Genomic DNA, 24,096 nt, shown 5'->3' with positions numbered 1-24,096 from the left:
GAGGTCGAAGGCGCACTGCACCCCCAGGATGGCCGCGTTGTGCACGGCTTCCGGGTAGCGATGGAAGCGATGCATCATCTCCTCGCCGGTGCGCATGCCCCGACCCGGCGGCACCTGCCGCGGCGGGGGCGGAGGCTGTTGCCGGTCCCGATCAGGCCGTTCACGGTCACGCGCGGGCGGCGGCGCCGGACGCGAGCGGGCGCCGGCCGGGCGCGGGGCAGGCTCACGGCGCGGCGGCTCGCGGTCCTCACGGCCCGACGGCTCACGCCGCACGGCCCGGGCCGCCGGCGGGAAGTCCTCGTCCTCGTCCGGTCTCGGCTTGCGCTGCAGGATCAGGCGGATCGCGCCGATCACCACGGTCAGCACGGTGGCGATGGCCATCACCGGGAAGTTGCCGATCAGCGCCGGGCCGATCGCGAGGGCCTTGGCCGCGAGGCCGCCGCTCGCGCCGGCAAACAGCGCCAGCACCACACCAGCCACGATGATCATGATCAGCGGCGGCTGCACCATCGGCCCGAACAGGCTGCGGCGTCGCACGAACGTCACGGCCAGCACGCAGCCGATCGTGTACAGGACCTGGAACGGCAGTCCCAGCGCTTTGCTCGTCAGCTCGTTGAGCAGCGCGCCGGCCGCAGTCAGGACGAGGGCCGTCAACACCGCGCCCCACCAGGGCATGGCTCGTGAGCCGAAGGCCGGTGCGTCCCCCCATGAGGCGGGCCCCGGCTCGGTGTCAGGATCGCTTCGGCGATCGCGCGTGGCGGTCACGAGACGACACGGTAGCCCGTTTGTGTCCGGAAGCTTGTGAACGCTCCGTGAGAATGATGGTCAGTCACCCCTACGGGCTGCGGGCGATGCCCCTATGAGCGGGCAAAACCGGCAGTCGATCACCCTCCGTCCGGTGTGTGCTCGGCGTTAAGCGGTTCGGCCATCGGGGTAAACGGACCGGCCGTGACCTCGTCGGCGCGACGCACGGTGGTCAGCGGCGTCGGGCTGCCGGCCGCGTCGGTCAGTGGCTGCACCGCGCCCCGGAACCCCTCCAACGCGTCCAGCTCGCGCCGCCGCGCCGACAGGAAGCGCTGGAGGTGCGTGCTGGACAGGTTGACCGCGTCGATCGCCGTGTTGGCCGCCCGGTGCGCCGCCGCGGCCTGGCCCCGCACCTGCTCCACGTCGGCCGCGAGGGCACGCTCCGTCGCCGCGAACATCGCCGCCGAGGCCAGCACCCCGAACCCGGTCGGGCCGCACAGGAACACCCGCCGATCCAGCAGCCAGCGCAGCAGCTCGGGATCGGTGTCCATGGCCGCGACGACCGCCGCGTCCGACGGCACGAACATCACCGTGCCGTAGATCGCGTCGGCCCAGCGGGAGTAGCCCTTGCCGGCCAGCTCCGCCGCCCGCGACCGGATGTTGCGCACATGGACCCGCAGCGCGTCCGCCCGCTCGTCGGCGTCGTCGGTCTCCATCGCCTCGGCCCAGACGACCATGCTCATCTTGGCGTCCACCGGCACCTGCCGGCCGCCGCCGACCGCGAGCACCATGTCCGGCCGCACCGTGCCGCCGCCGGCCAGATCCGTCTGCAACGTGAAGTGCAGGCCCTCGCGCAGCCCCAGGGTGCGGGCCGTCTCCACGAGCACCTGCTCGCCGAGTTCACCCCTTCCGGTGATCGAGGAGAACGCCACCTCGTACCGGCGCAGTGTCGCCTGCTGCCGGTCGAAGCGGACCCGTTCGGCCTCCACCGCGGCGAACGCCGCATCGGTCCGACGCACGCTGTCCTGGTACATCCGCCACAGCAGCACCAGGCCACCGGCCAGCAACAGGGCCAGCACGATCGCGGCGGTGCTGATCACTTCGGAGCTCACGGTGTTAGTTTGCCCCGCCTCCGGCGGGGCGGTTCGGCCGCTCGTGACCGGTGCCTCGCCCTTGCTGCATTTCGAACGCCGCGTCGACTCGGGTGGCGGGTTGCGTCGAGTGGCGGCGATCGAAATGCAGCAACCGTGCGAAGCACCGGCGCGGCCTCACGACTCTTGAGTGAGGACTTCCGTCACACCTTCAAGACTCGCCGAGGGGCCTCCCATGGGTTGTCGGTGTCGGGCCTTAGCTTGGGGTTCCATGCGGGTCCTGCACACCTCCGACTGGCACGTCGGCCGCACGTTCCACGGCCGCGACCTGCTGGCCGACCAGGAGACGGCCCTGACCGGACTGGCGTCCCTGGTCGAGCGCGAGCGGGTGGACGTGGTCGTGGTGGCCGGCGACCTGTACGACCGCGCGATGCCGTCGGCGGAGTCCATCGAGACCTGTGGCCGGGCGCTGGCGGCGATCCGCGAGGCCGGCGCGCAGATCGTGATCACGCCGGGCAACCACGACTCCGCCCAGCGCATCGGCGTGTTCGGCCCGTTCGCGGCGGCCGGCGGGCTGCACCTCAGGACGAAGCTGTCGACGCTGGACACCCCGGTCGTGCTGGACGACGTGGCCTTCTACGGCCTGCCCTACCTGGACCCGGAACCGGCCCGCCACAGCCTCGGCGTCGACGGCCGCGGCCACGCCGCGGTGCTGGGTGAAGCGATGCGCCGAGTTCGTGCCGATTTACGCAACCGAAGCGGACTTGGCACCATGGTTCTCGCGCATGCCTTCGTGACCGGCGGCGAAACCTCCGAATCCGAGCGCTCCATCCGTGTCGGCGGCATCGACCACGTGCCGGGCTCGGTCTTCGACGGCGTCGACTACATCGCCCTCGGCCATCTGCACGGCGCACAGAAGCTGGCCGAGAACCTTCGTTATTCGGGCAGCCCGCTCGCCTACTCCTTCTCCGAGGCGCGGCACCGCAAGCAGGTCCTGCTGGTCGACCTTGACAGCTACGGATTGCACAAGGTCACGCAGGTCGAGCTGCCTGTTCCGCGCCGGTTGGGCACCCTCGCAGGCCGCCTGGACGATCTTCTCGCCGACCCTGCCCACGCCGATCTGGAAGAGTGCTTCCTGTCGGTCGCGGTGACCGACGAGGTTCGACCCCTTGACCTGCAACGCAAATTGCAGGAGCGGTTCCCGTACGCCGTGCACGCCGAATGGCGTCCCGACGGCGGCCGGGCCGCGGCCGAACTGCGCTACGCCGACGCCGTGCGCGGCCGCAGCGATCACCAGATCGCCCAGGGCTTCGTGCACGACGTCCGGGGCAGCGTGCCGACCACGTCGGAATCGTTGTTGCTGGAACAGGCTTTCCGGGAGGTGGAGACGGAATGAGGTTGCACCGCTTGGAGTTGTGCGCCTTCGGCCCCTACGCGGGCCGGCAGGCGGTCGATTTCGACCAGCTCGGCGCCGACGGCCTTTTCCTGCTGCACGGGGAAACCGGCGCCGGCAAGACAACGCTGCTCGACGCCGTGGCGTTCGCCCTGTTCGGCCGGGTTCCGGGCGCGCGGGGCGACGTCAAGCGCCTGCGCTACGACAACGCCGACTCGGACCTGGTCACCGAGGTCTTACTGGAGCTTTCCGTTCAGGGACAACGGTTCCGTCTGGTCCGCAGTCCCGAGTACAACCGGCCCAAGCGGCGCGGCGGCGGCTTCACCACGCAGAAGGCGATGGTCTCGCTGACGTGGCTGAGCTCCGACGCCGAAGGCATCACCCGCAACGACGAGGTGGCCCGCACGGTCGAGCGGCTGCTCGGCATGACCGCGGAGCAGTTCTTCCAGGTTGTGCTGCTGCCGCAGGGAGAATTCGCCCGTTTCCTGCGTTCGGACACGTCCGAGCGGGAGAAGCTGCTGGAGAAGCTGTTCGGCACGCAGCGATATCACGACGTCGAGCAGTGGTTCCGCGATCGCCGGCAAATGGCCGGCCGCAAGGTGTCCGATCAGCGGCAGGCGGTCCGTGAGCAGGTCGCCCGCACCGCGCAGGCCGCCGGTGAGCAGATGCCCGAGGACGCCGACGAGCAGTGGCTCAAGGACCTGTCCGAACGGGTCGCCACCCTGGTGTCCGCGGCCCAGGCAACCGAGGTCGAGAGCCGGGAACGGGCCCGCCAAGCGGAGTCCGAGCTGGCCCAGCGACGGGCTTTGGCCGATCGGGTGCGGCGGGTGCGCCGGGCGAGCGAGCAGCTCGCAGGGCTGCCGACCGAGGAGCGTGCTGCCTGGCGTGCCGAGCTGGCGGCCGCCCGACGAGCCGTCGGCGTCAAGGCCGCGCACCTGACCGAGCGGCAGATCGAGCAGGAACTGGCTCAGGTGCGAGACCGGGAACGGGCCGGCGTGCGACGGCTCGGTCCGGTCCTGCTGGAGGACGATCCCCGCGGTCAGGCCGGCCGCCTTCGCGAGGAAGCCGGCACGCTGCGGCAGTTCGTGGCCGAAGCCGAGCAGTTGACGGCCGACCAGCGGCGTATTCGGCAGCAGGACAAGCGCCGTGAGGAGCTCGCCGCCGGCATCCGGCAGCTCGGCGGAGCCCTGTCCCAGCTGCCCGACCAGGTGAGCATCGCTCGTCAACGTCTGGAGAAGGCCCGCGACGCCCGGACACGGCTGGACGCCGTGGAGGAGCAGTGGAAGCAGCTGTCCGAGATCGCCGTTGACGCGGATCGGCTGCCGGCATTGGAACGCGCGCTGGAGCGGGCCGTCGCCGGTGACCGCAAGGCCGTCGACGAGCATCAGGCGGCCTACGACCGGTTCCTGGACATCAGGCAGCGCCGGCTGGACGGCATGGCCTCCGAGCTGGCGGCCGGGCTCGTTCCCGGCGACCACTGCCCGGTCTGCGGCTCGACCGAGCACCCAGTCCCGGCCCGTGCCGCCGACGGCTCGGTCACCCGCGAGCAGGACGCTGCCGCGCAGCGGGCCGAGCAGGAGGCCAAGCAGCGCCGGGAGTCGGCCGCCGCGCGGTTGCGGACCGCCGAGCAGGAGTGCCTGATGCTCCGGGATCGGTTGGCCGGCAAGGATCCCGAGTCGCTGAAGGCCGACCTGAAGATGCTCACCGACGAACGGGACGAGCTGCGCGTGATCGCCGCGTGGGTCGACCGGCTGGTGGCCGAGGTGGGCCGGCTGGAGGACGAGACGCGCCGGCAGACCGAGCGGCACGCCGAGGCCGAGCGGGAGCTGGCCGTGGTCGTCTCCGAGCTGACCTCGTTGCGGGAGAACGTCGACGAGCGCACCGAACGCGTGCGGCTCGCTCGCGGCGAGTTCCCGGACGTGGCGGCCCGGCGTGAGCACCTGCTCTCCGTCGCCGACATCGTCGAGCTCGTCGCCAACGCCGGCGACGAGGCCGTCGGCGTGGAGAAAAGGCTTGTCGCGCAACGGGAAGCCGTCGTAGAGGCGGCCGCGGCGGCCGGCTTCGACGACGTGCCGGCGGCGATCGCCGCCGTGCGCTCCGACCAGGCCATCGCCGCCTTGGAGCACCGTCTCGAAGAGGTGCAGGCGGTCGAGGACTCGGCCCGAGGTGTGCTGGCCGAGCCCGAACTGGCCGGTGTGGACCCGGCCGCCGAGGTCGACGTCGCGACGGTCGAAGCCGAGGCGGCGCAGGCCCGTGAGGTGCTGGAAGCCGCCGTCGCGGCGCTCCGCTCCGCCCAGCAGCGGCACACCGAACTGGCCGAGCAGGGCGCCCGACTGCGTTCGGTGTGGGCCGCTCTCGCTCCCGTGCTGGCCAAGTACGACGAGCTGGACGCCCTGACCGACGTTGTCATCGGCCGAGGTCAGAACGCCCGTGGCATGTCGCTGCGGTCGTACGTGCTGGCCGCCCGGCTGGAGGAGGTCGCCATCGCCGCCTCCCGCCGGCTGCGCCGGATGAGCCAGGGCCGCTACGAGTTCGTGCACTCCGATGTCGCCGGTCCGCGCGGCACCCGGGGCGGCCTCGGGCTCGACGTGCTCGACGACTACACCGGCCGGATCCGGCCGGCCAAGACGCTGTCCGGCGGCGAGTCCTTCCTCGCGTCGCTCGCGCTCGCCCTGGGCCTGGCCGACGTGGTCGCCGCCGAGACCGGCGGCGCGCTGCTCGACACGCTCTTCGTCGACGAGGGTTTCGGCACCCTGGACCCGGAGACCCTCGACATGGTCATGGACACCCTCGACGAGCTGCGGGCCGGCGGCCGCGTCGTGGGGCTGGTCTCGCACGTCGAAGAGCTGCGGCAGCGGATCCCGACCCGACTGCGCGTGCGCAAGGCCCGCGCCGGATCCCGACTGGAGGTGGTCGCCTAAGCTGCAGGCTTTTGGGGACCTCTGTCCGCGGAGAGCGCGGACCTAGTCGAGCCTGGTTTGTTTCTGGGGGACGACCCCCAGACCCCCGACAACCTCCTCGTGGTCCAGCAGCCACTGCTTGATCTCGGCGCCCCAGCGGAACCCTCCGATCGAGCCGTCGGTGCGCAGCACACGGTGGCAGGGAACGAACAGCGTCGCGGCGTTGTACGCGCAGGCCCCCGCGGCGGCCCGGATCGCGGCCGGGCGGCCGGCCAGCTCGGCGTACTGCCGATAGGTCACCGGCTTGCCGGCCGGGACGGTGCGCAGCACATGCCAGGCGTGCTCGCGGAACTCGCCGGACCGTTGCAGCACCTCGATGTCGTCGATGACCAGCAGCTCGCCCGCGTGGTAGTCGCGGACGGCCCTGGTGATGTGGCCCAGCTCGGCCTTCGCCTCGACCTCGGTCGGTCGCAGCGACGGTTGGACCTGGGGCAGCAGGTCTCCGAGGTCGGCGGTCCAGCCCGAGGCCAGCACGACGTCGTGGTCGTTGACGAGCGTGGTGAACGGCCCGATCGGGGTGTCCACTGTGGACGAGTACGCGGTGGTCACTTCGAACTCCTGGGAATCGGTGTCGGCGACTGGGAGGCCCGCCACAGGTGCATGCCGGCGTACGAGCGCCAGGGCCGCCAGGCCCGGCCGCGTGCCGCCAGGCCGTGGGGATCCGACGGCAGGCCGAGGTTGGCCGCGCCCTTGAGCAGGGCGACGTCCGTGGTGAGCAGGACATCGGGCGCACCGAGCACGCGCATCAGCACGTAGCCGGCGGTCCAGGGTCCGATGCCGGGCAGGGCTTCGAGTTCGGCGCGCAGCTCCTCCGGATCGCGGCCGACGTCGACGGTCAGGGTGCCGTCGGCCAGTGCCGCGCAGGTGGACAGCACCGTGTCGATGCGTCGGCGTGGGCCGGTCAGCACCGCCGCGCCCTCCTTGGCGATGGCCTCGGGGGTGGGGAACAACCTGGTCAGCGTGCCGTCCGCGGTCTCGAGCGGCTCACCGAGCTTCTCGGTGAGACGGGCCAGCGCGGTACGGGCCGCCGCGACCGTCACCTGCTGGCCGAGCAGCGCCCGCAGCACGATCTCGGGGCCGTCGACCGCGCCCGGCAGCCGGATGCCCGGCGTCTTCGCCACCATCGGCGCCAGGTGCGGGTCCGCCGCGAGCAGGTCGTCGCAAGCCACCGGGTCGGCGTCGAGGTCGAACAGGCGGCGCACGCGGGTGACCGCGCTGCCCAGGTCGCGGAGGTCGGTCAGGCGCAGCGTGCAGTCGATGTGCTGCGGCGTCGGGGTCAACCGGACGGTCGCCGTGCCGTGCGACAGCCGTAGGGCGCGGGCGTAACTGTGCTCGCTCGCCTCCTCGACGCCGGGAATCGCCCGGGTGGTGAGGAACGCGAGCATGCCCGCCGCGTCCATCGGCGGTCGGAACGGCAGCCGCAGCGAGATGGTGCCCGGCGTCGCCTCGTGGGGCTTGCGCTTGGCCGCACCCTCACGCAGCTGCGACGGCGTCACGGCGAAGACCGCGCGCACGGTGTCGTTGAACTGGCGGATGCTGGCGAAGCCCGAGGCGAAGGCCACGTCGGAGAAGGGCAGGTCGGTGCTCTCGATCAGCAGCCGGGCCGAGTGCGCCCGGTGGGCCCGGGCCAGCGCCAGCGGCGGGGCGCCGAGCTCCGCCGCCAGCACCCGGGTCAGGTGCCGCTCCGAGTAGCCGAGGCGGCGGGCCAGCCCCGGCACGCCGTCGCGCTCGACGACGCCGTCCGCGATCAGCCGCATCGAGCGGGCGGCCAGGTCGGCGCGCACGTTCCAGTCCGGCGAGCCCGGCACCGCGTCGGGCAGGCAGCGCCGGCACGCCCGGTAGCCGCCGGCCTGTGCGGCCGCCGCCGTCAGGTAGAACTCGACGTTCTCCCGCTTCGGGCGCACCGCGGGGCAGGACGGCCGGCAGTAGATGCCGGTCGTGCGCACCGCGGTGATGAAGTGGCCGTCGAAGCGCGCGTCGCGGGAGGCGACGGCGCGGTAGGCGTGTTCCGGATCGATGAGCACGGTATGAATGCTGCCAGCGTCGACCGCCGACGGCTGGCGGTTTTCGGACACGAGCTTCGAGCCGCGTAGACTGCTCCGTCGTGAGTCTCACCCTCGGCATCGTCGGTCTGCCCAACGTCGGCAAGTCGACCCTGTTCAACGCGCTGACCCGCAACGACGTGCTCGCCGCGAACTACCCGTTCGCGACGATCGAGCCCAACGTGGGTGTGGTCGCGCTGCCCGATCCGCGGCTGGACAAGCTCGCCGAGCTGTTCCACTCCGAGAAGATCGTGCCCGCGACCGTGTCGTTCGTCGACATCGCCGGCATCGTCAAGGGCGCGTCCGAGGGCGCCGGACTCGGCAACAAGTTCCTCGCCAACATCCGCGAGGCCAACGCCATCTGCCAGGTCATCCGCGTGTTCGACGACCCCGACGTGGTGCACGTGGACGGCCGCGTCGACCCGTCGTCCGACATCGAGACGATCAACACCGAGCTCATCCTGGCCGACCTCCAGACCCTGGAGAAGGCGCTGCCGCGGCTGGAGAAGGAGGGCCGGACCCACAAGGACCGCCGTCCCGCCTTCGAGGCCGCCGCCAAGGCCAAGGACGTGCTCGACGCCGGCCGGACCCTGTTCCAGGCCCAGGCCGAGCTGGACGTCCCGCTGCTGCGGGAGCTCAACCTGCTGACCAGCAAGCCGTTCCTGTACGTCTTCAACGCCGACGAGGGCGTGCTGACCGACGAGGCCCGGCTCAAGGAGCTGCGCGAGCTCGTCGCCCCCGCCGACGCCGTGTTCCTCGACGCCAAGGTCGAGTCCGAGCTCATCGAGCTGGACGCCGAGTCCGCCCGGGAGCTGCTGGAGTCCATCGGCCAGCACGAGCCCGGCCTCGACGCGCTGGCCCGCGCCGGTTTCCACACCCTCGGCCTGCAGACCTACCTCACCGCCGGTCCCAAGGAATCCCGCGCCTGGACCATCCCCCAGGGCGCCACCGCGCCCCAGGCCGCCGGCGTCATCCACACCGACTTCGAGCGCGGCTTCATCAAGGCCGAGGTCATCTCCTACGGCGACCTCGTCGACACCGGCTCCGTCGCCGCCGCCCGCTCCGCCGGCAAGGCCCGCATGGAGGGCAAGGACTACGTGATGGCCGACGGCGACGTCGTCGAGTTCCGCTTCAACGTCTGATCGACGACGTCGCCCGGCTTCGCCTCAGCCGTTGTCGGCGGACAGCGTGATGCGGGTCGTGTTCACCGGGCCCGCCGCGCCGGCGACGTCGCCGAAGCGCTGCCAGGTGCCGTCGGCGTGGCGGACGGTGTGGAACAGGCCGCTTGTGGTGGCCACCGCGACCTGAAGCGAACCGCCGGGGGCGGCCGCCACCGCGAAGTCCATGAGGTTGGGGATCGGTCCGGCGGCGTCGTTCGACTCGACCTCGCCGATGTCGCTCCAGGTGCCGTCGGCGTGCAGGATCAGGTGCCACAGGCGGGTGCCGTTGAACGAGTAGCTGACCATGACGTGAAGGTCGGTGCCGATCTGTGCGATGCCGGCCGCTGTGATGATGAGCGAGTTGCCCAGCACTCCGAGCGTTCGGTACGTCGGCGACGACCACACGCCCTCCGGCGACCGGCTCACCATCGCGAGGTTCTTGCCGTCTGCCGTGACCCCCGCCACGCGCAGGGTGCCCCCGTCCGCGGTCAGTGACTCGCTCCACACAGGCTGTAGGCCCAGCGGCACCGATTCCCACGTCGACCAGGTGCCGTCCCCTTGCTGGATCGACAGCAGAGCGCCGTCGCCGTGTTTGCGGATCAGCGCGATTCGGCCGTTCAAACCGGCCGCAGCCATCGTGTCCAGTTCGTTCGCGGTCACCGTCGGCACGCTGCCGGCCAGATCCCAGGTGCCGTCCACGTGCCGGATGTAGTGCCGCAGCGTCGTCGAGGTGTGGAAGAACAGGTGCTCTTCGCCCTTGATGATCACCGAGGTGGGCTCGCCGACCGGGGCGGCGTCCAGGTGCCCGAACCGCTGCCAGTTGCCGTTCGCGTACCGGATCGTGTGGGCCAGGGTGTTCCCCTCCACCGCCACCAGCTGCGCGTCGCCCGCCGTGCTCGGCGTCGCTTGCGCCGCCGGCACCATGCTCACCGCCAGCACCGCCGCCATCGTCAGCGCCGACACCAGCCTGCTGTTCGCTCGTCTCCCCATCGGGGCAACGTATCGGGGTGGAACGTCCCTGCGGTCCCGTTTACCGTTTCGCGCGTGCTCATCCGTGACGCCGTCGAGCCCGACTGGCCCCTGGTCTACCCGTTCTTCGCCCAGATCGTCGCCGAGGGCCGGACCTACGCCTTCCCCGAGGACCTCACGCTCGACCAGGCCCGCGGCTGGTGGATGGAATCCCCGCCCGGCCGGACCGTCGTCGCCGTCGACGGTCCCACCATCCTCGGCTCCGCCAAGATCGGGCCCAACCGGCCCGGCCGCGGCTCCCACGTCGCTACGGCCAGCTTCATGGTCGACCCAAGCCACCGCTCCCACGGCGTCGGCCGCGCCCTCGGCCTCCACGTCATCGACTGGGCCCGCTCCGCCGGCTATCGCAGCATCCAGTTCAACGCCGTCGTCGAGACCAACACCAGCGCCGTCACCCTCTGGCACTCCCTCGGCTTCCGCACCATCGGCACGGTCCCCGAGGCCTTCGACCACCCCGACCACGGCCTGGTCGGCCTCCACGTGATGTGGCTGGACCTCAGCGCTTCTTCGGGTTGAACATCGCCGCGAGGTCGATGTCGATGGGGAACGGCACCGGACGCTCCAGGCGACCACGGAAGATGCCGGCCGGGACATATGTGCTGGTCGGCCGGTCCAGCTCGTAGACGTGCACCACGGGTGCCCCGTCTTCCTCTTCGATGATCCAGAAGTGGGCGATGCCAGCTTCGGCGTACTTGCGAAGCATGACCGTGCGGTCCCGGTGCTCGGATTCCGGGGAGACCACTTCGACAGCGAGCACCACATCGCTGGGAGCGAACCAGGTTCGGTTGAAGTCGATCGGCGCCACTGTCGCGAGAATGTCGGGCTCCGGCCGGTTGCGCTCGTCGAGCCGGACCGTCATCTCGGGAACTACGTAAATGCCGTCCGGAGCCTGGCTGGCAAGGGTGTTCGTGAAAACAGTAATGACGATGGCACGCCAGTACCGCCGCGGCGACACCATGAAGACAAGGGCTCCGTCGATCAGTTCCGTGTGCCTGGGAGCCCCCGGCAGGTGGTCCAGGTCGTCCGCGAACCAGCCCTCGGCGCGGGGAGGGCGCATCCAGTCCGGCAGAGCGGTCATGACCCAGCGGTAGCCGGTGTGTCGGGGCTCAGGGAGCCCCGACACAGGTGGCTCACTGCTCGGAGTGGCGGTGCCGAGCGGCGTAGATGATCACGCCGAAGGCGGCGGTGAGGATGAACAGGCCGGCGGCGCCGGCGAAGATCAGGTCGCCGTTGCCCTGATCGGGCTGGGCGGTGACCCGCGGGTTGGGTGAGGCGGCCTGGGCCTGCACGGCGAACAGGACGGCGAGAACGACGGCGGCGGCGCTGGCGGTTGCGGTGCGAACGAACTTCATCACTTCTGATCCCCTTGAACGGCTTCACTACCAACGACGCACGGGGAGGGGCGATCGTTGCCCGGGTCGCGCAGGTCACAACCCGATGGGGTGAGAGGGCGGGACGGGACTCCCGAGGGTCTGTCGGAAAACAGGTTCGGGCGGGACACGTCGGGGCCTGGGGGAGGGGTGTCGCTGGGCTCTGTGGGGGCGTGCTGGAAGGCGGCTTTCGGTGTGCCGCCGGGCGGGACATGGTGGGGCGCGCGGGTGGAGGTGTTGCTGGGGTGTGCTGGAAGGCGGCCTTCGGTGTGCCGCGGGGCGGGAGACAACGGGGCGCGCCGGTGGAGGCGTGCTGGAAGGCGGCCTTCGGTGTGCCGCCGGGCGGGAGACAGCGGGGCGTGCGGGTGGAGGTGGCGCTGGGGTGTGTCGGAAAGCGGGTTTCGGTGTGACGGTGGGCGGGACTCGCGGGGGTGCATGTTGCGGTTGGGCGGGACTTGCGGGGCGCAGTCTGAGATTCGGCTGTGGAGTTCGGGGGAGGGGCACAAGGGGGGTGGGGGCGGCGTTGAAGCAGGTGTAAGGCCGACAAGGAGGGCCAAGATGACTACAGCATTCGCGAACAACAACGGGCCGGCGTCGGCGCTGCCCACTCCGCCCACCGGCTGGCCGATCGGGTCGTACGACACCTACGAGCAGGCGCAGCGGGCGGTGGACTTCCTTGCGGACCGGGACTTTCCGGTGCAGGACATCACCATCGTCGGCGTGGAGCCGATGCTGGTCGAGCGCGTGGCGGGGCGGCTGAGCTGGGGACGGGTGCTGGGCGCGGCGGCGGCCTCGGGCGCGTGGTTCGGCCTGTTCGTGGGCATCCTGCTGTCGCTGTTCACGGCGGGCGGGGGCTGGCTGGTGATCGCGCTGGGCCTGCTGGCCGGCGTGGGATCGAGCATGATCTTCGCGGCGATCAGCTACGCCTCGACGAGGGGCAAGCGGGACTTCGTGTCGCAGAGCCAGCTGGTGGCCCGCCGCTACGACGTGCTGTGCCAGCCGCGCAACGCGGAGGCGGGCCGCAACCTGCTCTACTCGCTCGGCTGACCGAGCAGCTCCAGCACATTGTCGATCTCGCCGGCGAGTGTCACGTCCAAGGCCGTGATGCCGCCGGCGCTGTGCGTCGAGCATCGAAACGTCAGGGTCCGCCAGCGGATGTCGATGTCGGGATGGTGGTTGTCGTTCTCGGCGATCTCGGCGACGCGGTTCACCGCCTGGATCGCCTCGGAGAAGCTGGCCAGTTCCGCGATGCGGACTATGGCCTCGCCGTCCTGGGTCCACTGGGACAGCCGCCCCAGCGCCTCGGTCACCTGGTCGTCACTGAGCAATTCCGCCATGCCCTCCATGGTGGTCCTGACCACGCCTGAACGCAGCGTAAGCTCCGGGTGAGCCACGGGAGTCCGGTACGCCGGGCTGAGAGGAGAGCGGGCGAGCTCTCGACCGTAAGCACCTGATCCGGGTCATGCCGGTGGAGGGAGGCACTACGGGCGACCTCGCGCGACGAGGTCACCTGGAGGAGAACTTGACCCGGACGGCACGGCTGGCCGCGCTGGCGCTGGCGGCGACGACACTCGCCGGCTGTTCGCTGGTCGGAGGCGGCGAACAGGCCCCGAGCGGACACACGGTGACGCTGGTCACCCACGACTCGTGGGCGGTCGACAAGGCACTGTGGGCGGATTTCCAGAAGACCTCGGGCATCACGGTGAAGGTCAGCACGAACGGCGACGCGGGCGCGCTGACCAACAAGCTGGTGCTGACCAAGGCCAACCCGATCGGCGACATCGCGTACGGCGTGGACAGCACCTTCGCGTCCAGGGCGCTGTCGGGCGGCGTCTTCGCCCCGTACAGCAGCCCGGACGCGGGCAAGGGCCCGCAGCGCTACCAGATCGACGACTCGCACCGGCTGACGGCGATCGACGTCGGCGACGTGTGCCTGAACGTGGACACGGGCTGGTACGCCCAGCACAACCTGCCGGCGCCGACCGGCTACGACGACCTGGTCGATCCCCGCTACAAGGGACAGACCGTGGTGGAGGACCCGTCGACCTCGTCGCCGGGCCTGGCCTTCCTGCTGGGCACGGTGAAGCAGTTCGGCGCGGACAAGTGGCCGGACTTCTGGACCAAGCTCAAGGCCAACGACGTGAAGGTCGACGCGGGCTGGGACGAGGCGTACACGCAGGACTTCTCGGGCTCGTCGGGCAAGGGCCCGCGCCCGGTGGTGGTGTCCTACGCGTCCTCGCCGGCCGACGAGATCGGCGACGACGGCAAGCCGCGGACCAAGGCCGTGTTGAACACCTGCTACCGCCAGGTCGAGTACGCGGGTGTGCTCAACGGCGCCAAGAACCCGGACGACGCCAAGAAGGTGTTGGACTTCCTGATCTCGCAGAAGTTCCAGGAGCAGGTGCCGGGCAGCATGTACGTCTACCCGTCGCGTGAGGGCGTTGCCCTGCCGGACGCCTGGAAGACGGCGGCCCCGCTGCCGGACGCGCCGGCGCAGCTGCCGGCCGACCAGGTGGACGCCAACCGGGAGAAGTGGGTCCAGCAGTGTCGAACGCTGCTCCAAGGCTAGTTCTGCTGCTGCTGGCCCTGGTTCCGGTCGGCTTCCTCGGCCTGTTCTTCGCCTGGCCGGTGGTGTCGATCGTCGGCATCGGCCTGGGCGGCAGCGGCGTCACGGAGGTGCTGACCAGCGGCGACACCTGGCGGCTGGTGGCGTTCACGCTCGGCCAGGCGGCCGCGGCGACGCTGGTGGCGGTGCTGATGGGCATGCCGCTGGCGTATGTGATGGCGCGCTGCAAGCTGCCGGGTGTCGGCCTGGTGCGCACGCTGATCCTGGTGCCGTTCGTGCTGCCGACGGTGGTGGTGGGCCTGGCGTTCCGGTCGCTGCTGCCGGACGGCGGCGTGCTGTCGATCGTGCTGGCCAACGCGTTTTTCAACGTCGCAGTGGTGGCCCGGACGGTGGGCGGGCTGTGGGCCCACACGGATCGGCGCGCGGAGGAGGCGGCCCGGTCGCTGGGGGCGTCGCGGTGGCGGGCGTTCACGTCGGTGGTCCTGCCGGCCATCGCGCCGGCCATCGGTTCGGCCGCGGCGGTGGTTTTTTTGTTCTGTGCCACCAGTTTCGGTGTGGTGCTGATGCTCGGCGGGGCGCGCTACCGGACGTTGGAAACCGAGATCTACCTCCGCACGGTCGACCTGTTCGATTTGCCCGGCGCGGCGGCGTTGTCGATCCTCCAGGTGGTCGCGGTGATCGCCGTCCTGCTGGTCGGCGCGTTCGCACGGCGACGCCGGGAGACGGCCTTGAAGTTGCGTGGCCGCACGGAGACGGCGAAAAGGCCGGTCGGTGCTGAATGGATCGTGGTGGCAGCGGCCGCAGTCGTCGTGATCGCCCTGCTGGTGCCGATCGTCGGCCTGATCGCACGGTCACTGACCACAATGGACGGTTGGCGCGCGCTGGCCGGCACCGGCGACGACGGCACGCTGGAGGTGTCGGCCTGGCAGGCGGCGTCGAACTCGATCCGCGCGGCGACCGACGCCACGATCCTGGCGATGCTGCTCGGTGTGACGGCGGCGGTGGTGCTCTCGCAGCTGCGCCGCGGCCGCGCGGTGCTCGGCGAGACGCTGGACCTGGCGCTGATGCTGCCGCTGGGGGTGTCGGCGGTGACGGTGGGCTTCGGCTACCTCGTCACGCTCGGCGATCTGCCCTTCGACCTGCGGACTTCGCCGCTGCTCGTGCCGTTCGCGCAGGCCCTGGTGATCACGCCGCTGATCGTGCGCACGGTCCTGCCGGTGTTGCGGGCGATCGACGAGCGGCTGCGGCAGGCCGCCGGCACCCTCGGCGCGGGGCCGTTCCGCGTGTGGCGCGAGGTCGATCTGGCGCTGGCCTGGCGGTCGCTGATCGCGGCGGCCGGGTTCGGGTACGTGGTCGCGTTGGGCGAGTTCGGCGCGACGAGTTTCCTGGCGCGCCCGGACGCGCCGACGCTGCCGGTGGCGATCGCACGGCTGATCTCCCGTCCCGGCGAGCTGAACAACGAGATGGCCTACGCGGCGTGCGTGGTGCTGATGCTGGTCACCGTGGTCGCCGTGGTGGCGATCGAACGTCTGACGCCGGCCGTTGGGGAGTTCTGATGGCACTGGAACTACAGGGTTTGTCCGTACGCTACGGCTCGTTCGCGGCAGTGTCCGATGTGGACCTGAGCGTGGCCGACGGCGAGGTGGTCGCGCTGCTGGGGCCGTCGGGCTGCGGCAAGTCGACGCTGCTGCGGGCCGTCGCCGGCCTGGAGCGGACCGCTGCGGGCTCGATCCGTTGGGACGGAACGGATCTGGCCGGCGTCGCGGTGCACCGGCGCGACTTCGGGCTGGTGTTCCAGGACGGACAGTTGTTCCCGCACCGGGATGTTGCCGCGAATGTCGCCTTCGGCATGCGCATGCACCACGTCGACAAGGCCGACCGCAGTGCCCGAGTCGACGAACTCCTCACACTGGTCGGCCTCGAAGGCTACGGCGAACGCCGCGTGACGGAGTTGTCCGGCGGCGAGCAGCAGCGAGTCGCCCTGGCCCGGGCCCTGGCCCCCAAGCCCCGCCTGCTGTTGCTAGACGAGCCGCTGTCCGCTTTGGACCGAGCGCTGCGCGAGCAGCTCGCCGTGGACCTGGCTGCCCTGCTGCGCGCCACCGGCACCACCGCGCTGGTCGTCACCCATGACCACGACGAGGCGTTCACGCTGGCCGACCGGGTCGCGCTGATGCAGGCCGGGCGGATTCGGCAGGTCGGGCCGCCGGACGAGGTGTGGCGGCACCCGGCCGATGACGTGGTGGCCGGTTTCCTCGGCTGCACCACGTTCGTGCCGGCCCGGGCCGACCGGGACCTGGTGACCAGCTCGCTCGGCGAGGTCGCGCTGCCGGGCTCCGGCGACGGAACTGTGCTGCTCGGCTTGCGCGCCAACGCTTTGCGCACCGATCCGGGCGGCTTCGTGCACGGCGAGGTGGTGCAGCGGCTGCACCGGCGCGATCACGCCCGGCTGCTGGTGCAACTCAGCGGCGACGGCGTGCCCAGCGGCCCGGTCGAGGCGGTGGCGCCGGTGGCCGGCGCGCCCGAGCCCGGCGACGCCATCCGGCTCGCCCTCGACGCGGACGGCATCGCGCTGACCGGACCGGCCGTGTGATTCGGGCCGGTTCGGTGCCGTAAATTCGCAAACCTTTTCTCCCTGATTTCCGGGGTTGGACGTCGACGATCGGTCCGGCCGAAGTTCGCTCGACCGTTTGTCGCGCGTTTTCGACTGGTCGTCGCAAAGGCCTACAGTCGCCCTCGGCGGCCGGTAGCGTCCGGATGTCCTTCGGATCTGGGGATGGGGAAGGAGCGGGCGTCGCCATTGTTCGGCGCCCGGGCGTGTCTGATGTCAAAAGAAATCGATGAGGTTCTCGGATCGGCGGTCGCCAATACCGTCGCCGCCGGTCTTTACGACAACGTGGTGCAGGCCGGGGAGATCAATGGCGGCGTGCACCTGCATCCACAGACCGCCAGCCGGCCGGCTCCGCCCGGCCACCTGCCGCCGCGGCCGCGCGCGTTCGCAGGTCGAGAGCGGGAAACGCGGCTGCTCACGGCGGCGCTGACCCGGTCGGGCATCGCGATGATCTGCGGCGCGGGCGGCATCGGGAAGACCTGGCTGGCGCTGGACTGGGCATATCGGAACATTGACCGATTCCCGGACGGCCAGTTGTTCGCGGACCTGCGCGGCTTTGACGCGGCCGGTGAGCCGAAGACCCCTTACGCCGTTCTGCACTTCTTCCTTCAGGCACTCGGTGTCGAATCTGGGCGAATTCCACTCGACATCGATGGTATGGCCTGCCTGTACCGCAGCCTGGTCGCCGGTAAAAGAATGCTCATACTGTTGGACAATGTGCGGGAAATTGCCCAGGTCACGCCCTTGTTACCGGGGAGTTCGAACTGTTCGGTGATGATCACCGGCCGGAGTCGGCTGGTCGGACTGCTGGTGCAGCACGACGCTCGACTCGTGCCGATGGACGTCCTGTCCGCGGCCGACGCGCACTCGATGCTGGCCCGCCGGCTCGGCGCCGCCCGCATCGCCGACGAGCCGGCGGCCGTCAACGAGCTGCTGGACAGCTGCGCCGGGCTGCCGCTGGCCCTGGGCGTGGTCGCCGGCCGGGCCACGGCCAACCCCTGGTTCACGCTGACCCGACTGGCCGAGGAGCTGCGCGACGCGGCGACCCGGCTCGGCGTGCTGGACGAGCACGATCCGGCGACCGGCCTGTCGGCCGTGTTCTCGTGGTCCTACGCCGCGCTGACCGACCGCGAGGCCGAGACGTTCCTGCTGATGTGCCTGGCCCCGGGGCAGGACCTCAGCCTGCCCGCGGTGGCGAGCCTGGTCGGCCTCCCGCTGGACGGCGCCGCGGTCGTGCTGCGCGAGCTGGAGCGGGTTTCCCTTGTGCAGGAACATGTTCCGGGGCGGTTCCGGGTGCACGACCTGATCCGGCTGTACGGCATCCAGCAGGCGCGGCAGACGCCGACCCCGCACGGCCCCGAGGCCGCGCTGCGCCGGCTGGCCGACTTCTACCTGCACACCGGCCACATCGCCGATCAGCTGCTCGATCCGGACAGCCAGCCGGTCGACCTCGAACCGGCGACCGAGGGCTGTCAGCCGGCAGCCCTCGGCAGCCGGCAGGAGGCGTTGGCGTGGTTCGAGGTCGAGCATTCGCAGCTGCTGGCCGTGCAGGAGCTCGCGCATCGTTCCGGCTGGCGGCAGCACGTCTGGCAGCTCGCGTGGATCCAGCACGCCTACCACTGGTCGTGCGGGCATCTGCACCACGACCTGACGATCTGGCAGCTGGCGCACGAGGTTGTGCGGGAGAGCGACGATCCGGTGGCGAAGTCGATCGTGCACCAGATGCTCGGTTACGCGTACTCGCGGCTCGGGATGCACCGGCAGGCCTTGAGATTCGTCGCCGACGCGATCCACTTTGCCGGCGCGACAGGCAATCACGCGCACCGGGCCGCCGCCTACCACGCGGCGGCCCGGGTGTGGGGGCACCAGGGCGACACCGTGGAGGCGCTGCGCCATGCCGCTGCCGCGCTGCGCATCTACCGCGTCAGCCACAGCCCGCTGCGCGAGGCGTTCGCGTTGAACATGATCGGCAACTTCGCCTCCCGGCTCGGCGACTTCGAGCTCGCGCAGCGCTCGTACGAGCAGGCGCTGAGCCTGTTTCGCACGCACCACTACCGGCCGGGCGAGGCGATGATCCTGGACAGCCTGGGCCGGATGGCCGCCGCCGTCGGCCACACCGAGGCGCTCGGGCACTACCAGCGGGCCCTCGTGCTGCGGCAGGAGCTGGGCGACACCTACGCCACCGCCGAGACGCTGGAGCGGTTGGGGCAGACCTACCGGGCCCTCGACCAGAACAACCGGGCAGGCGCCGCGTGGCGGCAGGCGCTGCGCCTGTACCGGACGCAGCGCCGGACCGAGGACGCCGATCGCATCGAATCCCAGTTGGAGCTGCTGAAAGCCGGCACCGCGACCGTGGACGGGGGTCCGTGGGGCTGAGTGGCGCAGCTAACAGAATAGACGGAATGACGAATCCGGTCAGTAGGTCTAGTTTGGAGTCATGACCACTGAGACGGAACAGGGACGCCGGGCGCTGGTCGTCGGACTTGGCATCAGCGGCATCGGGACCGCACTGGGGCTCAAGCGCGCCGGCTGGCAGCCCGTGCTGATCGAGAAGGCGGCGCAGCGCCGCTCCGGGGGCTACTTCGTGGGCCTGTTCGGCGCGGGCAAGACCGCCGCAGCGCGGCTCGGCATGCTCGACGGGCTGCATGACCGGACGGCGTACGACGGCGTCACCTACGACATGGACCGCTTCGGCGAATGGCGATACGGCCTCGGTTTCCGGGACATACCCGGCGAGCCGTGGCTGATGCTGCGCGGCGACGTGGAGCAGGCGGGGTTCGAGGCGCTGCCGGCGGACGTCGAGGTCCGCTACGCCACGGTGCCGACGGCGATCGACCAGGACGACGACGGCGTCACGGTGACGCTGCGCAACACCGAGGACGGCACCAGCGTCACCGAGCGGTTCGACCTGGTCGTCGGGGCCGACGGCCTGCGCTCGACGGTCCGCCGGCTGGCCTTCGGGCCGGACGAGCGGTACCTGCGCCGGCTGAACTACATGATCGCCGCGTTCCAGCTGCCCGGCGGGCTCGACCGCCTCGCCCTGCACGACGGCTGCACGCTGCTGGAGCCCGACCGGTCGCTGTGGGTGTTCCCGTTCGCCGACCACGCGCCGACCGTGCTGCTCGGGTACCGGACCGACGACGTGGACGCCGAGTTCACGGAGCCGCCGGCGGTCCGCGTGCGCAAGGCCTTCGGTCCCGGGCCGACCGGCGACATGCTCGGCGCGGCGCTGGAGGCGTTGGCGACCACCGACGAACTGCTGTTCGACTCCGTCGAGCAGGTGCACATGGACCGCTGGCACAAGGGCAGGGTCGTGCTGGTCGGCGACTCGGCCTGGTGCGTGACGCTGTACGCGGGCATGGGCGTGTCGGCCGGGTTGGCCGGCGCGGACCTGCTCGGCAGCATGCTCGGCCGGCACGGCGACGTGGCGCGGGCGCTGACCGAGTGGGAACGCCGGCTGCGGCCGTACCTGAGCTACTACCAGCACTTGGGCGTGCAGCAAACCGCGGTCTTCACGCCCAACCGCAAGCAGATCACCGTGCGGCGGGTGATGATGAAGGGCATGTCGATGCCGGTGACGTCGAGCGTGCTGCGGTTCATGCGCACGCACAACAAGTCCGGCCGCATGAAGGAATTCGACATCGCGCGGGCATAATCCCAGGCTGGCGCGATGGGAGGACGGTCATGGCGACACTTGCCGAACAGGACTCGGGCAGCGCGGCGCGCATCCTGGCCGCAGCGCGGGAGCTGGTGCTCAAGCGCGGGGTCAAGGGCCTGACCGTCGCGGAGATCGCGGAGCGGGCGCACGTCGCCAAGGGCACCATGTACCTGCACTGGAGCACCCGCGAGGACCTGCTGGTCGGCCTGTTCGCCCGTGACTTCATCGCTATGGTCGACTCGTTGGCGGAGATGATCGTCGCCGATCCCGAGGTCTGTCGCCCCAGCCGCTTGATGCCGCTGGTGGTCCGGTTCACGGTCGACCGCCCTTTCGTACGCGCGCTCCAGGTCGAGGACGACGACCTGCTCGGCGCGCTCACCAACCACCCCCGCAGCCGCGAGCTGCGGGACCAGGTCGGCCCGGCCTCGCTGATGTACGCCGCGGTTCCGGTGTGGCGCAAGCACAATCTCGCCCGTACCGACTGGACCCTCGACGACCAGGCCTACGCGTTGCAGGCCCTGCTCTCGGGTTTCGTGACCGCGGCCATCACCCAGCCGCAGCTGGCCATGGTGACGGTCGACGACCCGGGCCAGGTGTTCGCCGCCGCCGTGACCGCCCTGCTGGGGCCGGAAACCGCCGGCCCCGAGGACATCCGGGCCACCGCCGAGGCCGCCATGGTCGCGTTGAACGCCCGTCGCGAGCTGGTGCTGGCCTCCATCGCCAAACGTGATGACTGAGGAGAAATCCGTGCCGCACCACCCCCTCGGCGAGAAGCAGGCCACTGTGGTCGGCCGGGGATGGCCTCTACCAGAACTACTTCCAGGAGCCGGGCGTCGCGGATGCCGCACTGGACAAGGACATCGCCGCCACGCTGCGCAGAACCTACGGCAGCGTGCGCAACACCGACCTGGAGCCCGGTTTCCTCGGCTCTGAACCCTCAGCACAGCCCGGAGCGGTAGGCGAAGACCACGGCCTGCACGCGGTCGCGCAGGCCGAGTTTGGCCAGGATTCGGGAGACATGGGTCTTCACCGTCTCCGGGCTGATCACCAGGCCGGCGGCGATCTCCGCGTTGGACAGGCCGGCGGCCAGCAGCTTGAGCACCTCGATCTCCCGTGGCGCCAGCCCGTCGACCGGGTTGGCCTGCGGGCGGATCCGGTCGGCGAAGCGGCCGATCAGCTGCCGGGTGACGGCCGGGGACAGCAGCGACTCGCCGGCCGCGACTGTGCGCACGGCGGCGATCAGGTCGGCCGGGCGGGCGTCCTTGAGCAGGAAGCCGCTGGCCCCGGCGCGCAGCGCGTCGTAGACGTACTCGTCGAGGTTGAACGTGGTGACCACGAGGACCTTGGCCGGATCCGGCACGCCGGGGCCGGCGAGCAGCGCCGTCGCCTCGATGCCGCCCAGCACCGGCATCCGGACGTCCATCACCACGACGTCCGGATGCAGCCGCTGCGTCTCGGACACCGCGGCCCGGCCGTCGCCGACCTCGCCGACCACCGCCATGTCGGGCTGTGCGGCGAGAATGGTGGCGTAGCCGGCGCGGACCAGCTCCTGGTCGTCGCAGATCAACACGCGGATCACCGCAGCGGCAGACAAGCCCGCACCTCGAATCCGTCGGCGTCACGCGAGGCGGACAGCGAGCCGCCGACCGCCGCGACGCGGGCGCGCAGCCCGGTCAGTCCTCGTCCGCCGCCCAGGTCGGCGGTGCGGGACCGGCCGGCCGCGAGGTCGTTGTGCACGGACACGGTGATGTCGTCCTCCGCATAGTCGAGTCGGACCACGGTGCGATGGCCGGGCGCGTGCTTGACCGCGTTGGTCAACGCCTCCTGCACCACCCGGTACACGGCCAGGGCAACGCCGTCCGGCGTGTCCGACGGCCGGTCGCCGCGCTGGGTGAACTCGACCGGCTGCCCCGCCGACCGCACCTGGTCGACCAGTTCGTCGATGGTGTCCGTCGAGGTCGACACCGGCGTCGAACGGGCCCCGTCGAGCACGTCGAGCAGGGTGCGCAGCTCGGCCAGGGCCCGCCGGCCGGTGTCGCCGATGGCGACCAGCCCGTCGACGGCACGGTCGGGGGCGGTCGGGATCAGGAACTGGGCCGCGTCGGACTGCACGACCATGGCGGTCACGTGATGAGTGACGACGTCGTGCAGTTCGCGGGCGATCCGGGCCCGCTCCTCGGCGACGGCCAGCTCGGCGCTGTGCACCCGCCGGGCCTCGACGCCGGCCCGCCAGGACCGCATCCACCGGCCGGCCGCCCAGCACACCACCGTCATCAGGAAGAAGGTGATGTACTGCGCCGGCTGCTCGGGCGAGCCCATTCCGTGCAGCACAACACAAAACGCCACGTACACCGCGAGGCCCACGACGAGCGGCCAGCGGGCGGTCAGGTAGGCGCCGGCGGTGTAGAGCACGACCAGCAGGCCTTCGCTGCCGAAACTGGGCGGGTAGGCCAGCAGCTGGTCCGTCACGAACGCGGCGACGACCAGCGCCAGGCAGGGCAGCGGGGCCGTGCGGCGCAGCACCAGCGGCAGGCACTGCGCCAGCCCGAGGGCGATGCCGAGGGCGTCCAGCGGGCGGTGCGGGAACTCGGCCAGATCCGTGCCGTTGTCGATCAGGCCGGGTGCGAAAGCCAGCGCGGCCAGCACCAGGGCGAAGATCCCGTCCTGGGTGAGGATTCCCAGCGCCCGCCACCAGGTGAGCACCGGATCCACGGCCCGTCGCAGCATCACGCGACTGTAGTCCGGCGGAGCACACCGAGGCCCAGCACGGCGATCCAGGCCGCGCCGCCCAGCGCGAACAGCCGTTCCCCGATGCCGCCCGCGCCCATGCCGCCCAGAATGCCGTCCAGGAGGAGCAGCGCCAGCAGCCCGATCGCCGCGAACAGGGTCGGGCGGAACCACGACTGCCACCCGGGCAACCGCTTCATCGCCAGGGCAAGGAGAACTCCGCACACCGGCAGCGCGAACGCCCCGATGGTGCTGAGCGTGGCATCGGCCGCGCCGCCGAAGGTCGCGCCCTGCGCCTCCGGCGTGCAGCCGGCGTCGGCCAGGCGGCAACCCTGCTGCTCGAAGACCGACAGCAGGTCGCCGAGCCCGAAGATGGACAGCCCCAACAGGATCACGCCCGCCCGCGCCGGCCAGCCCGCCGACCGCAGCGCCGGCCACAGGGACCGGAACGCGAACAGCAGCACCGCCGCCCCGCACAGCGTGAACGTCAGCACCAGAAACCACGCGCCCGGCGCCCCGTCGGCGTACATGTCGCTGATGGTGTGCGCGGCGACGCTGTAGTTCGGGCCCTGCCAGGCGGCCGCCAGCAACCAGGCGGCGACGAACACGATGTTGGCGATGACGACCAGGCGCGCCCAGCGGCGGATTCCAAGGTTCACGGCGGAAACGCTAGGAGCAGCCGGCCAGCCGCGATATCCCCGCCGAGAGCCCACTTCCCTGTAGCTCTCCCGGGGGACACACCCCCCGC

Annotated in this window: 22 protein-coding genes and 1 riboswitch; of the genes, 11 read left to right on the top strand and 11 right to left on the bottom strand. The window is 71.0% G+C overall.

Going from position 1 to position 24,096, the window contains the following annotated elements; all coding sequences use genetic code 11:
• Together AB0M73_RS41310 and AB0M73_RS41305 are read right to left on the bottom strand one after the other, a co-directional pair.
• Window positions 1–675: DUF6542 domain-containing protein (locus tag AB0M73_RS41310; protein WP_363903555.1), on the bottom strand; the 675-nt coding region annotated here is incomplete at its 3' end.
• Window positions 676–884: 209 nt separating this feature from the next.
• Window positions 885–1,856 carry a DNA recombination protein RmuC gene (locus tag AB0M73_RS41305; protein WP_052395200.1) on the bottom strand — a complete coding sequence of 324 codons (972 nt, stop codon included), beginning with the start codon at window positions 1,854–1,856 and terminating at the stop codon, window positions 885–887.
• Window positions 1,857–2,106: 250 nt separating this feature from the next.
• Between AB0M73_RS41305 and AB0M73_RS41300 the strand changes: the two genes are divergently transcribed.
• Entirely contained in the window at window positions 2,107–3,231 is a 1,125-nt protein-coding gene (locus AB0M73_RS41300) for an exonuclease SbcCD subunit D C-terminal domain-containing protein (protein ID WP_363903553.1), read from the top strand.
• On the top strand, window positions 3,228–6,149 hold the full coding sequence (locus AB0M73_RS41295) for an SMC family ATPase (RefSeq protein ID WP_363903550.1): 2,922 nt from the start codon (window positions 3,228–3,230) through the stop codon (window positions 6,147–6,149). The genes AB0M73_RS41300 and AB0M73_RS41295 overlap by 4 nt, the downstream gene beginning before the upstream one ends.
• A gap of 42 nt (window positions 6,150–6,191) precedes the next feature.
• Here the strand turns inward: AB0M73_RS41295 and AB0M73_RS41290 are convergent, their stop codons facing one another.
• Window positions 6,192–6,737: a methylated-DNA--[protein]-cysteine S-methyltransferase gene (locus AB0M73_RS41290; RefSeq protein ID WP_363903547.1), complete on the bottom strand. Its 546-nt coding sequence runs from the start codon at window positions 6,735–6,737 to the stop codon at window positions 6,192–6,194.
• Entirely contained in the window at window positions 6,734–8,212 is a 1,479-nt protein-coding gene (locus AB0M73_RS41285; protein WP_363903544.1) for an AlkA N-terminal domain-containing protein, read from the bottom strand. Before AB0M73_RS41285 ends, AB0M73_RS41290 begins: the two co-directional genes overlap by 4 nt.
• 80 nt (window positions 8,213–8,292) lie before the next feature.
• On the opposite strand from AB0M73_RS41285, the gene ychF reads away from it, so the two are divergent.
• Window positions 8,293–9,372, top strand: coding sequence for a redox-regulated ATPase YchF (gene ychF / locus AB0M73_RS41280; RefSeq protein WP_043719176.1), 1,080 nt, complete (start codon window positions 8,293–8,295; stop codon window positions 9,370–9,372).
• A gap of 24 nt (window positions 9,373–9,396) precedes the next feature.
• Here the strand turns inward: ychF and AB0M73_RS41275 are convergent, their stop codons facing one another.
• Complete coding sequence (locus AB0M73_RS41275; protein ID WP_363903540.1) at window positions 9,397–10,380, bottom strand: hypothetical protein; 984 nt, start codon at window positions 10,378–10,380, stop codon at window positions 9,397–9,399.
• 54 nt (window positions 10,381–10,434) lie between these two features.
• On the opposite strand from AB0M73_RS41275, the gene AB0M73_RS41270 reads away from it, so the two are divergent.
• Entirely contained in the window at window positions 10,435–10,935 is a 501-nt protein-coding gene (locus AB0M73_RS41270) for a GNAT family N-acetyltransferase (protein ID WP_363903538.1), read from the top strand.
• Here AB0M73_RS41270 and AB0M73_RS41265 read toward each other — a convergent pair.
• Window positions 10,916–11,497: a Uma2 family endonuclease gene (locus AB0M73_RS41265; RefSeq protein ID WP_363903535.1), complete on the bottom strand. Its 582-nt coding sequence runs from the start codon at window positions 11,495–11,497 to the stop codon at window positions 10,916–10,918. The genes AB0M73_RS41270 and AB0M73_RS41265 overlap by 20 nt on opposite strands.
• A gap of 52 nt (window positions 11,498–11,549) precedes the next feature.
• Complete coding sequence (locus tag AB0M73_RS41260) at window positions 11,550–11,771, bottom strand: hypothetical protein (protein ID WP_363903532.1); 222 nt, start codon at window positions 11,769–11,771, stop codon at window positions 11,550–11,552.
• Window positions 11,772–12,347: 576 nt separating this feature from the next.
• On the opposite strand from AB0M73_RS41260, the gene AB0M73_RS41255 reads away from it, so the two are divergent.
• Entirely contained in the window at window positions 12,348–12,836 is a 489-nt protein-coding gene (locus AB0M73_RS41255) for a general stress protein (RefSeq protein ID WP_043719165.1), read from the top strand.
• Here the strand turns inward: AB0M73_RS41255 and AB0M73_RS41250 are convergent.
• Complete coding sequence (locus AB0M73_RS41250; protein ID WP_043730220.1) at window positions 12,821–13,126, bottom strand: 4a-hydroxytetrahydrobiopterin dehydratase; 306 nt, start codon at window positions 13,124–13,126, stop codon at window positions 12,821–12,823. The two genes, AB0M73_RS41255 and AB0M73_RS41250, sit on opposite strands and share 16 nt — an antisense overlap.
• 45 nt (window positions 13,127–13,171) lie before the next feature.
• Window positions 13,172–13,283, top strand: a riboswitch (TPP riboswitch).
• A gap of 28 nt (window positions 13,284–13,311) precedes the next feature.
• On the opposite strand from AB0M73_RS41250, the gene AB0M73_RS41245 reads away from it, so the two are divergent.
• The 6 genes from AB0M73_RS41245 to AB0M73_RS41220 all read left to right on the top strand — a co-directional run bounded on the left by AB0M73_RS41245 (window position 13,312) and on the right by AB0M73_RS41220 (window position 21,358).
• Complete coding sequence (locus AB0M73_RS41245) at window positions 13,312–14,358, top strand: thiamine ABC transporter substrate-binding protein (protein ID WP_363903528.1); 1,047 nt, start codon at window positions 13,312–13,314, stop codon at window positions 14,356–14,358.
• Window positions 14,334–15,911, top strand: a complete 1,578-nt coding sequence (locus AB0M73_RS41240) for an iron ABC transporter permease (RefSeq protein ID WP_363903526.1) — start codon at window positions 14,334–14,336, stop codon at window positions 15,909–15,911. Before AB0M73_RS41245 ends, AB0M73_RS41240 begins: the two co-directional genes overlap by 25 nt.
• Complete coding sequence (locus tag AB0M73_RS41235; protein ID WP_363903523.1) at window positions 15,911–16,945, top strand: ABC transporter ATP-binding protein; 1,035 nt, start codon at window positions 15,911–15,913, stop codon at window positions 16,943–16,945. The genes AB0M73_RS41240 and AB0M73_RS41235 overlap by 1 nt, the downstream gene beginning before the upstream one ends.
• 231 nt (window positions 16,946–17,176) lie before the next feature.
• On the top strand, window positions 17,177–19,339 hold the full coding sequence (locus AB0M73_RS41230) for an NB-ARC domain-containing protein (RefSeq protein ID WP_363903520.1): 2,163 nt from the start codon (window positions 17,177–17,179) through the stop codon (window positions 19,337–19,339).
• Window positions 19,340–19,400: 61 nt separating this feature from the next.
• Window positions 19,401–20,618 (top strand): FAD-dependent monooxygenase, encoded by a 1,218-nt coding sequence (locus AB0M73_RS41225; protein WP_363903517.1) that lies wholly within the window; start codon window positions 19,401–19,403, stop codon window positions 20,616–20,618.
• Between the two features lie 29 nt (window positions 20,619–20,647).
• Window positions 20,648–21,358, top strand: coding sequence for a helix-turn-helix domain-containing protein (locus tag AB0M73_RS41220; RefSeq protein WP_363903514.1), 711 nt, complete (start codon window positions 20,648–20,650; stop codon window positions 21,356–21,358).
• Window positions 21,359–21,558: 200 nt separating this feature from the next.
• Here AB0M73_RS41220 and AB0M73_RS41215 read toward each other — a convergent pair whose 3' ends face one another.
• Genes AB0M73_RS41215 through AB0M73_RS41205 form a run of 3 tightly spaced genes read right to left on the bottom strand, consistent with a single transcriptional unit; the run spans window position 21,559 to window position 24,007 of the window.
• The gene (locus tag AB0M73_RS41215; RefSeq protein WP_363903511.1) at window positions 21,559–22,215 is read right to left on the bottom strand and encodes a response regulator transcription factor; all 657 of its coding nucleotides are present in this window, start codon (window positions 22,213–22,215) and stop codon (window positions 21,559–21,561) included.
• Window positions 22,197–23,348, bottom strand: coding sequence for a histidine kinase (locus AB0M73_RS41210; RefSeq protein ID WP_363903509.1), 1,152 nt, complete (start codon window positions 23,346–23,348; stop codon window positions 22,197–22,199). The genes AB0M73_RS41215 and AB0M73_RS41210 overlap by 19 nt, the downstream gene beginning before the upstream one ends.
• The gene (locus AB0M73_RS41205) at window positions 23,348–24,007 is read right to left on the bottom strand and encodes a DUF998 domain-containing protein (RefSeq protein ID WP_363903506.1); all 660 of its coding nucleotides are present in this window, start codon (window positions 24,005–24,007) and stop codon (window positions 23,348–23,350) included. Before AB0M73_RS41205 ends, AB0M73_RS41210 begins: the two co-directional genes overlap by 1 nt.
• Window positions 24,008–24,096 lie beyond the last annotated feature (89 nt).

The organism is Kutzneria sp. NPDC051319, assembly GCF_040682195.1.
Lineage (GTDB): Bacteria > Actinomycetota > Actinomycetes > Mycobacteriales > Pseudonocardiaceae > Kutzneria.
The sequence above is the reverse complement of the archived record's forward strand: the minus strand, read 5'-3'. Positions and strand labels throughout refer to the sequence as shown.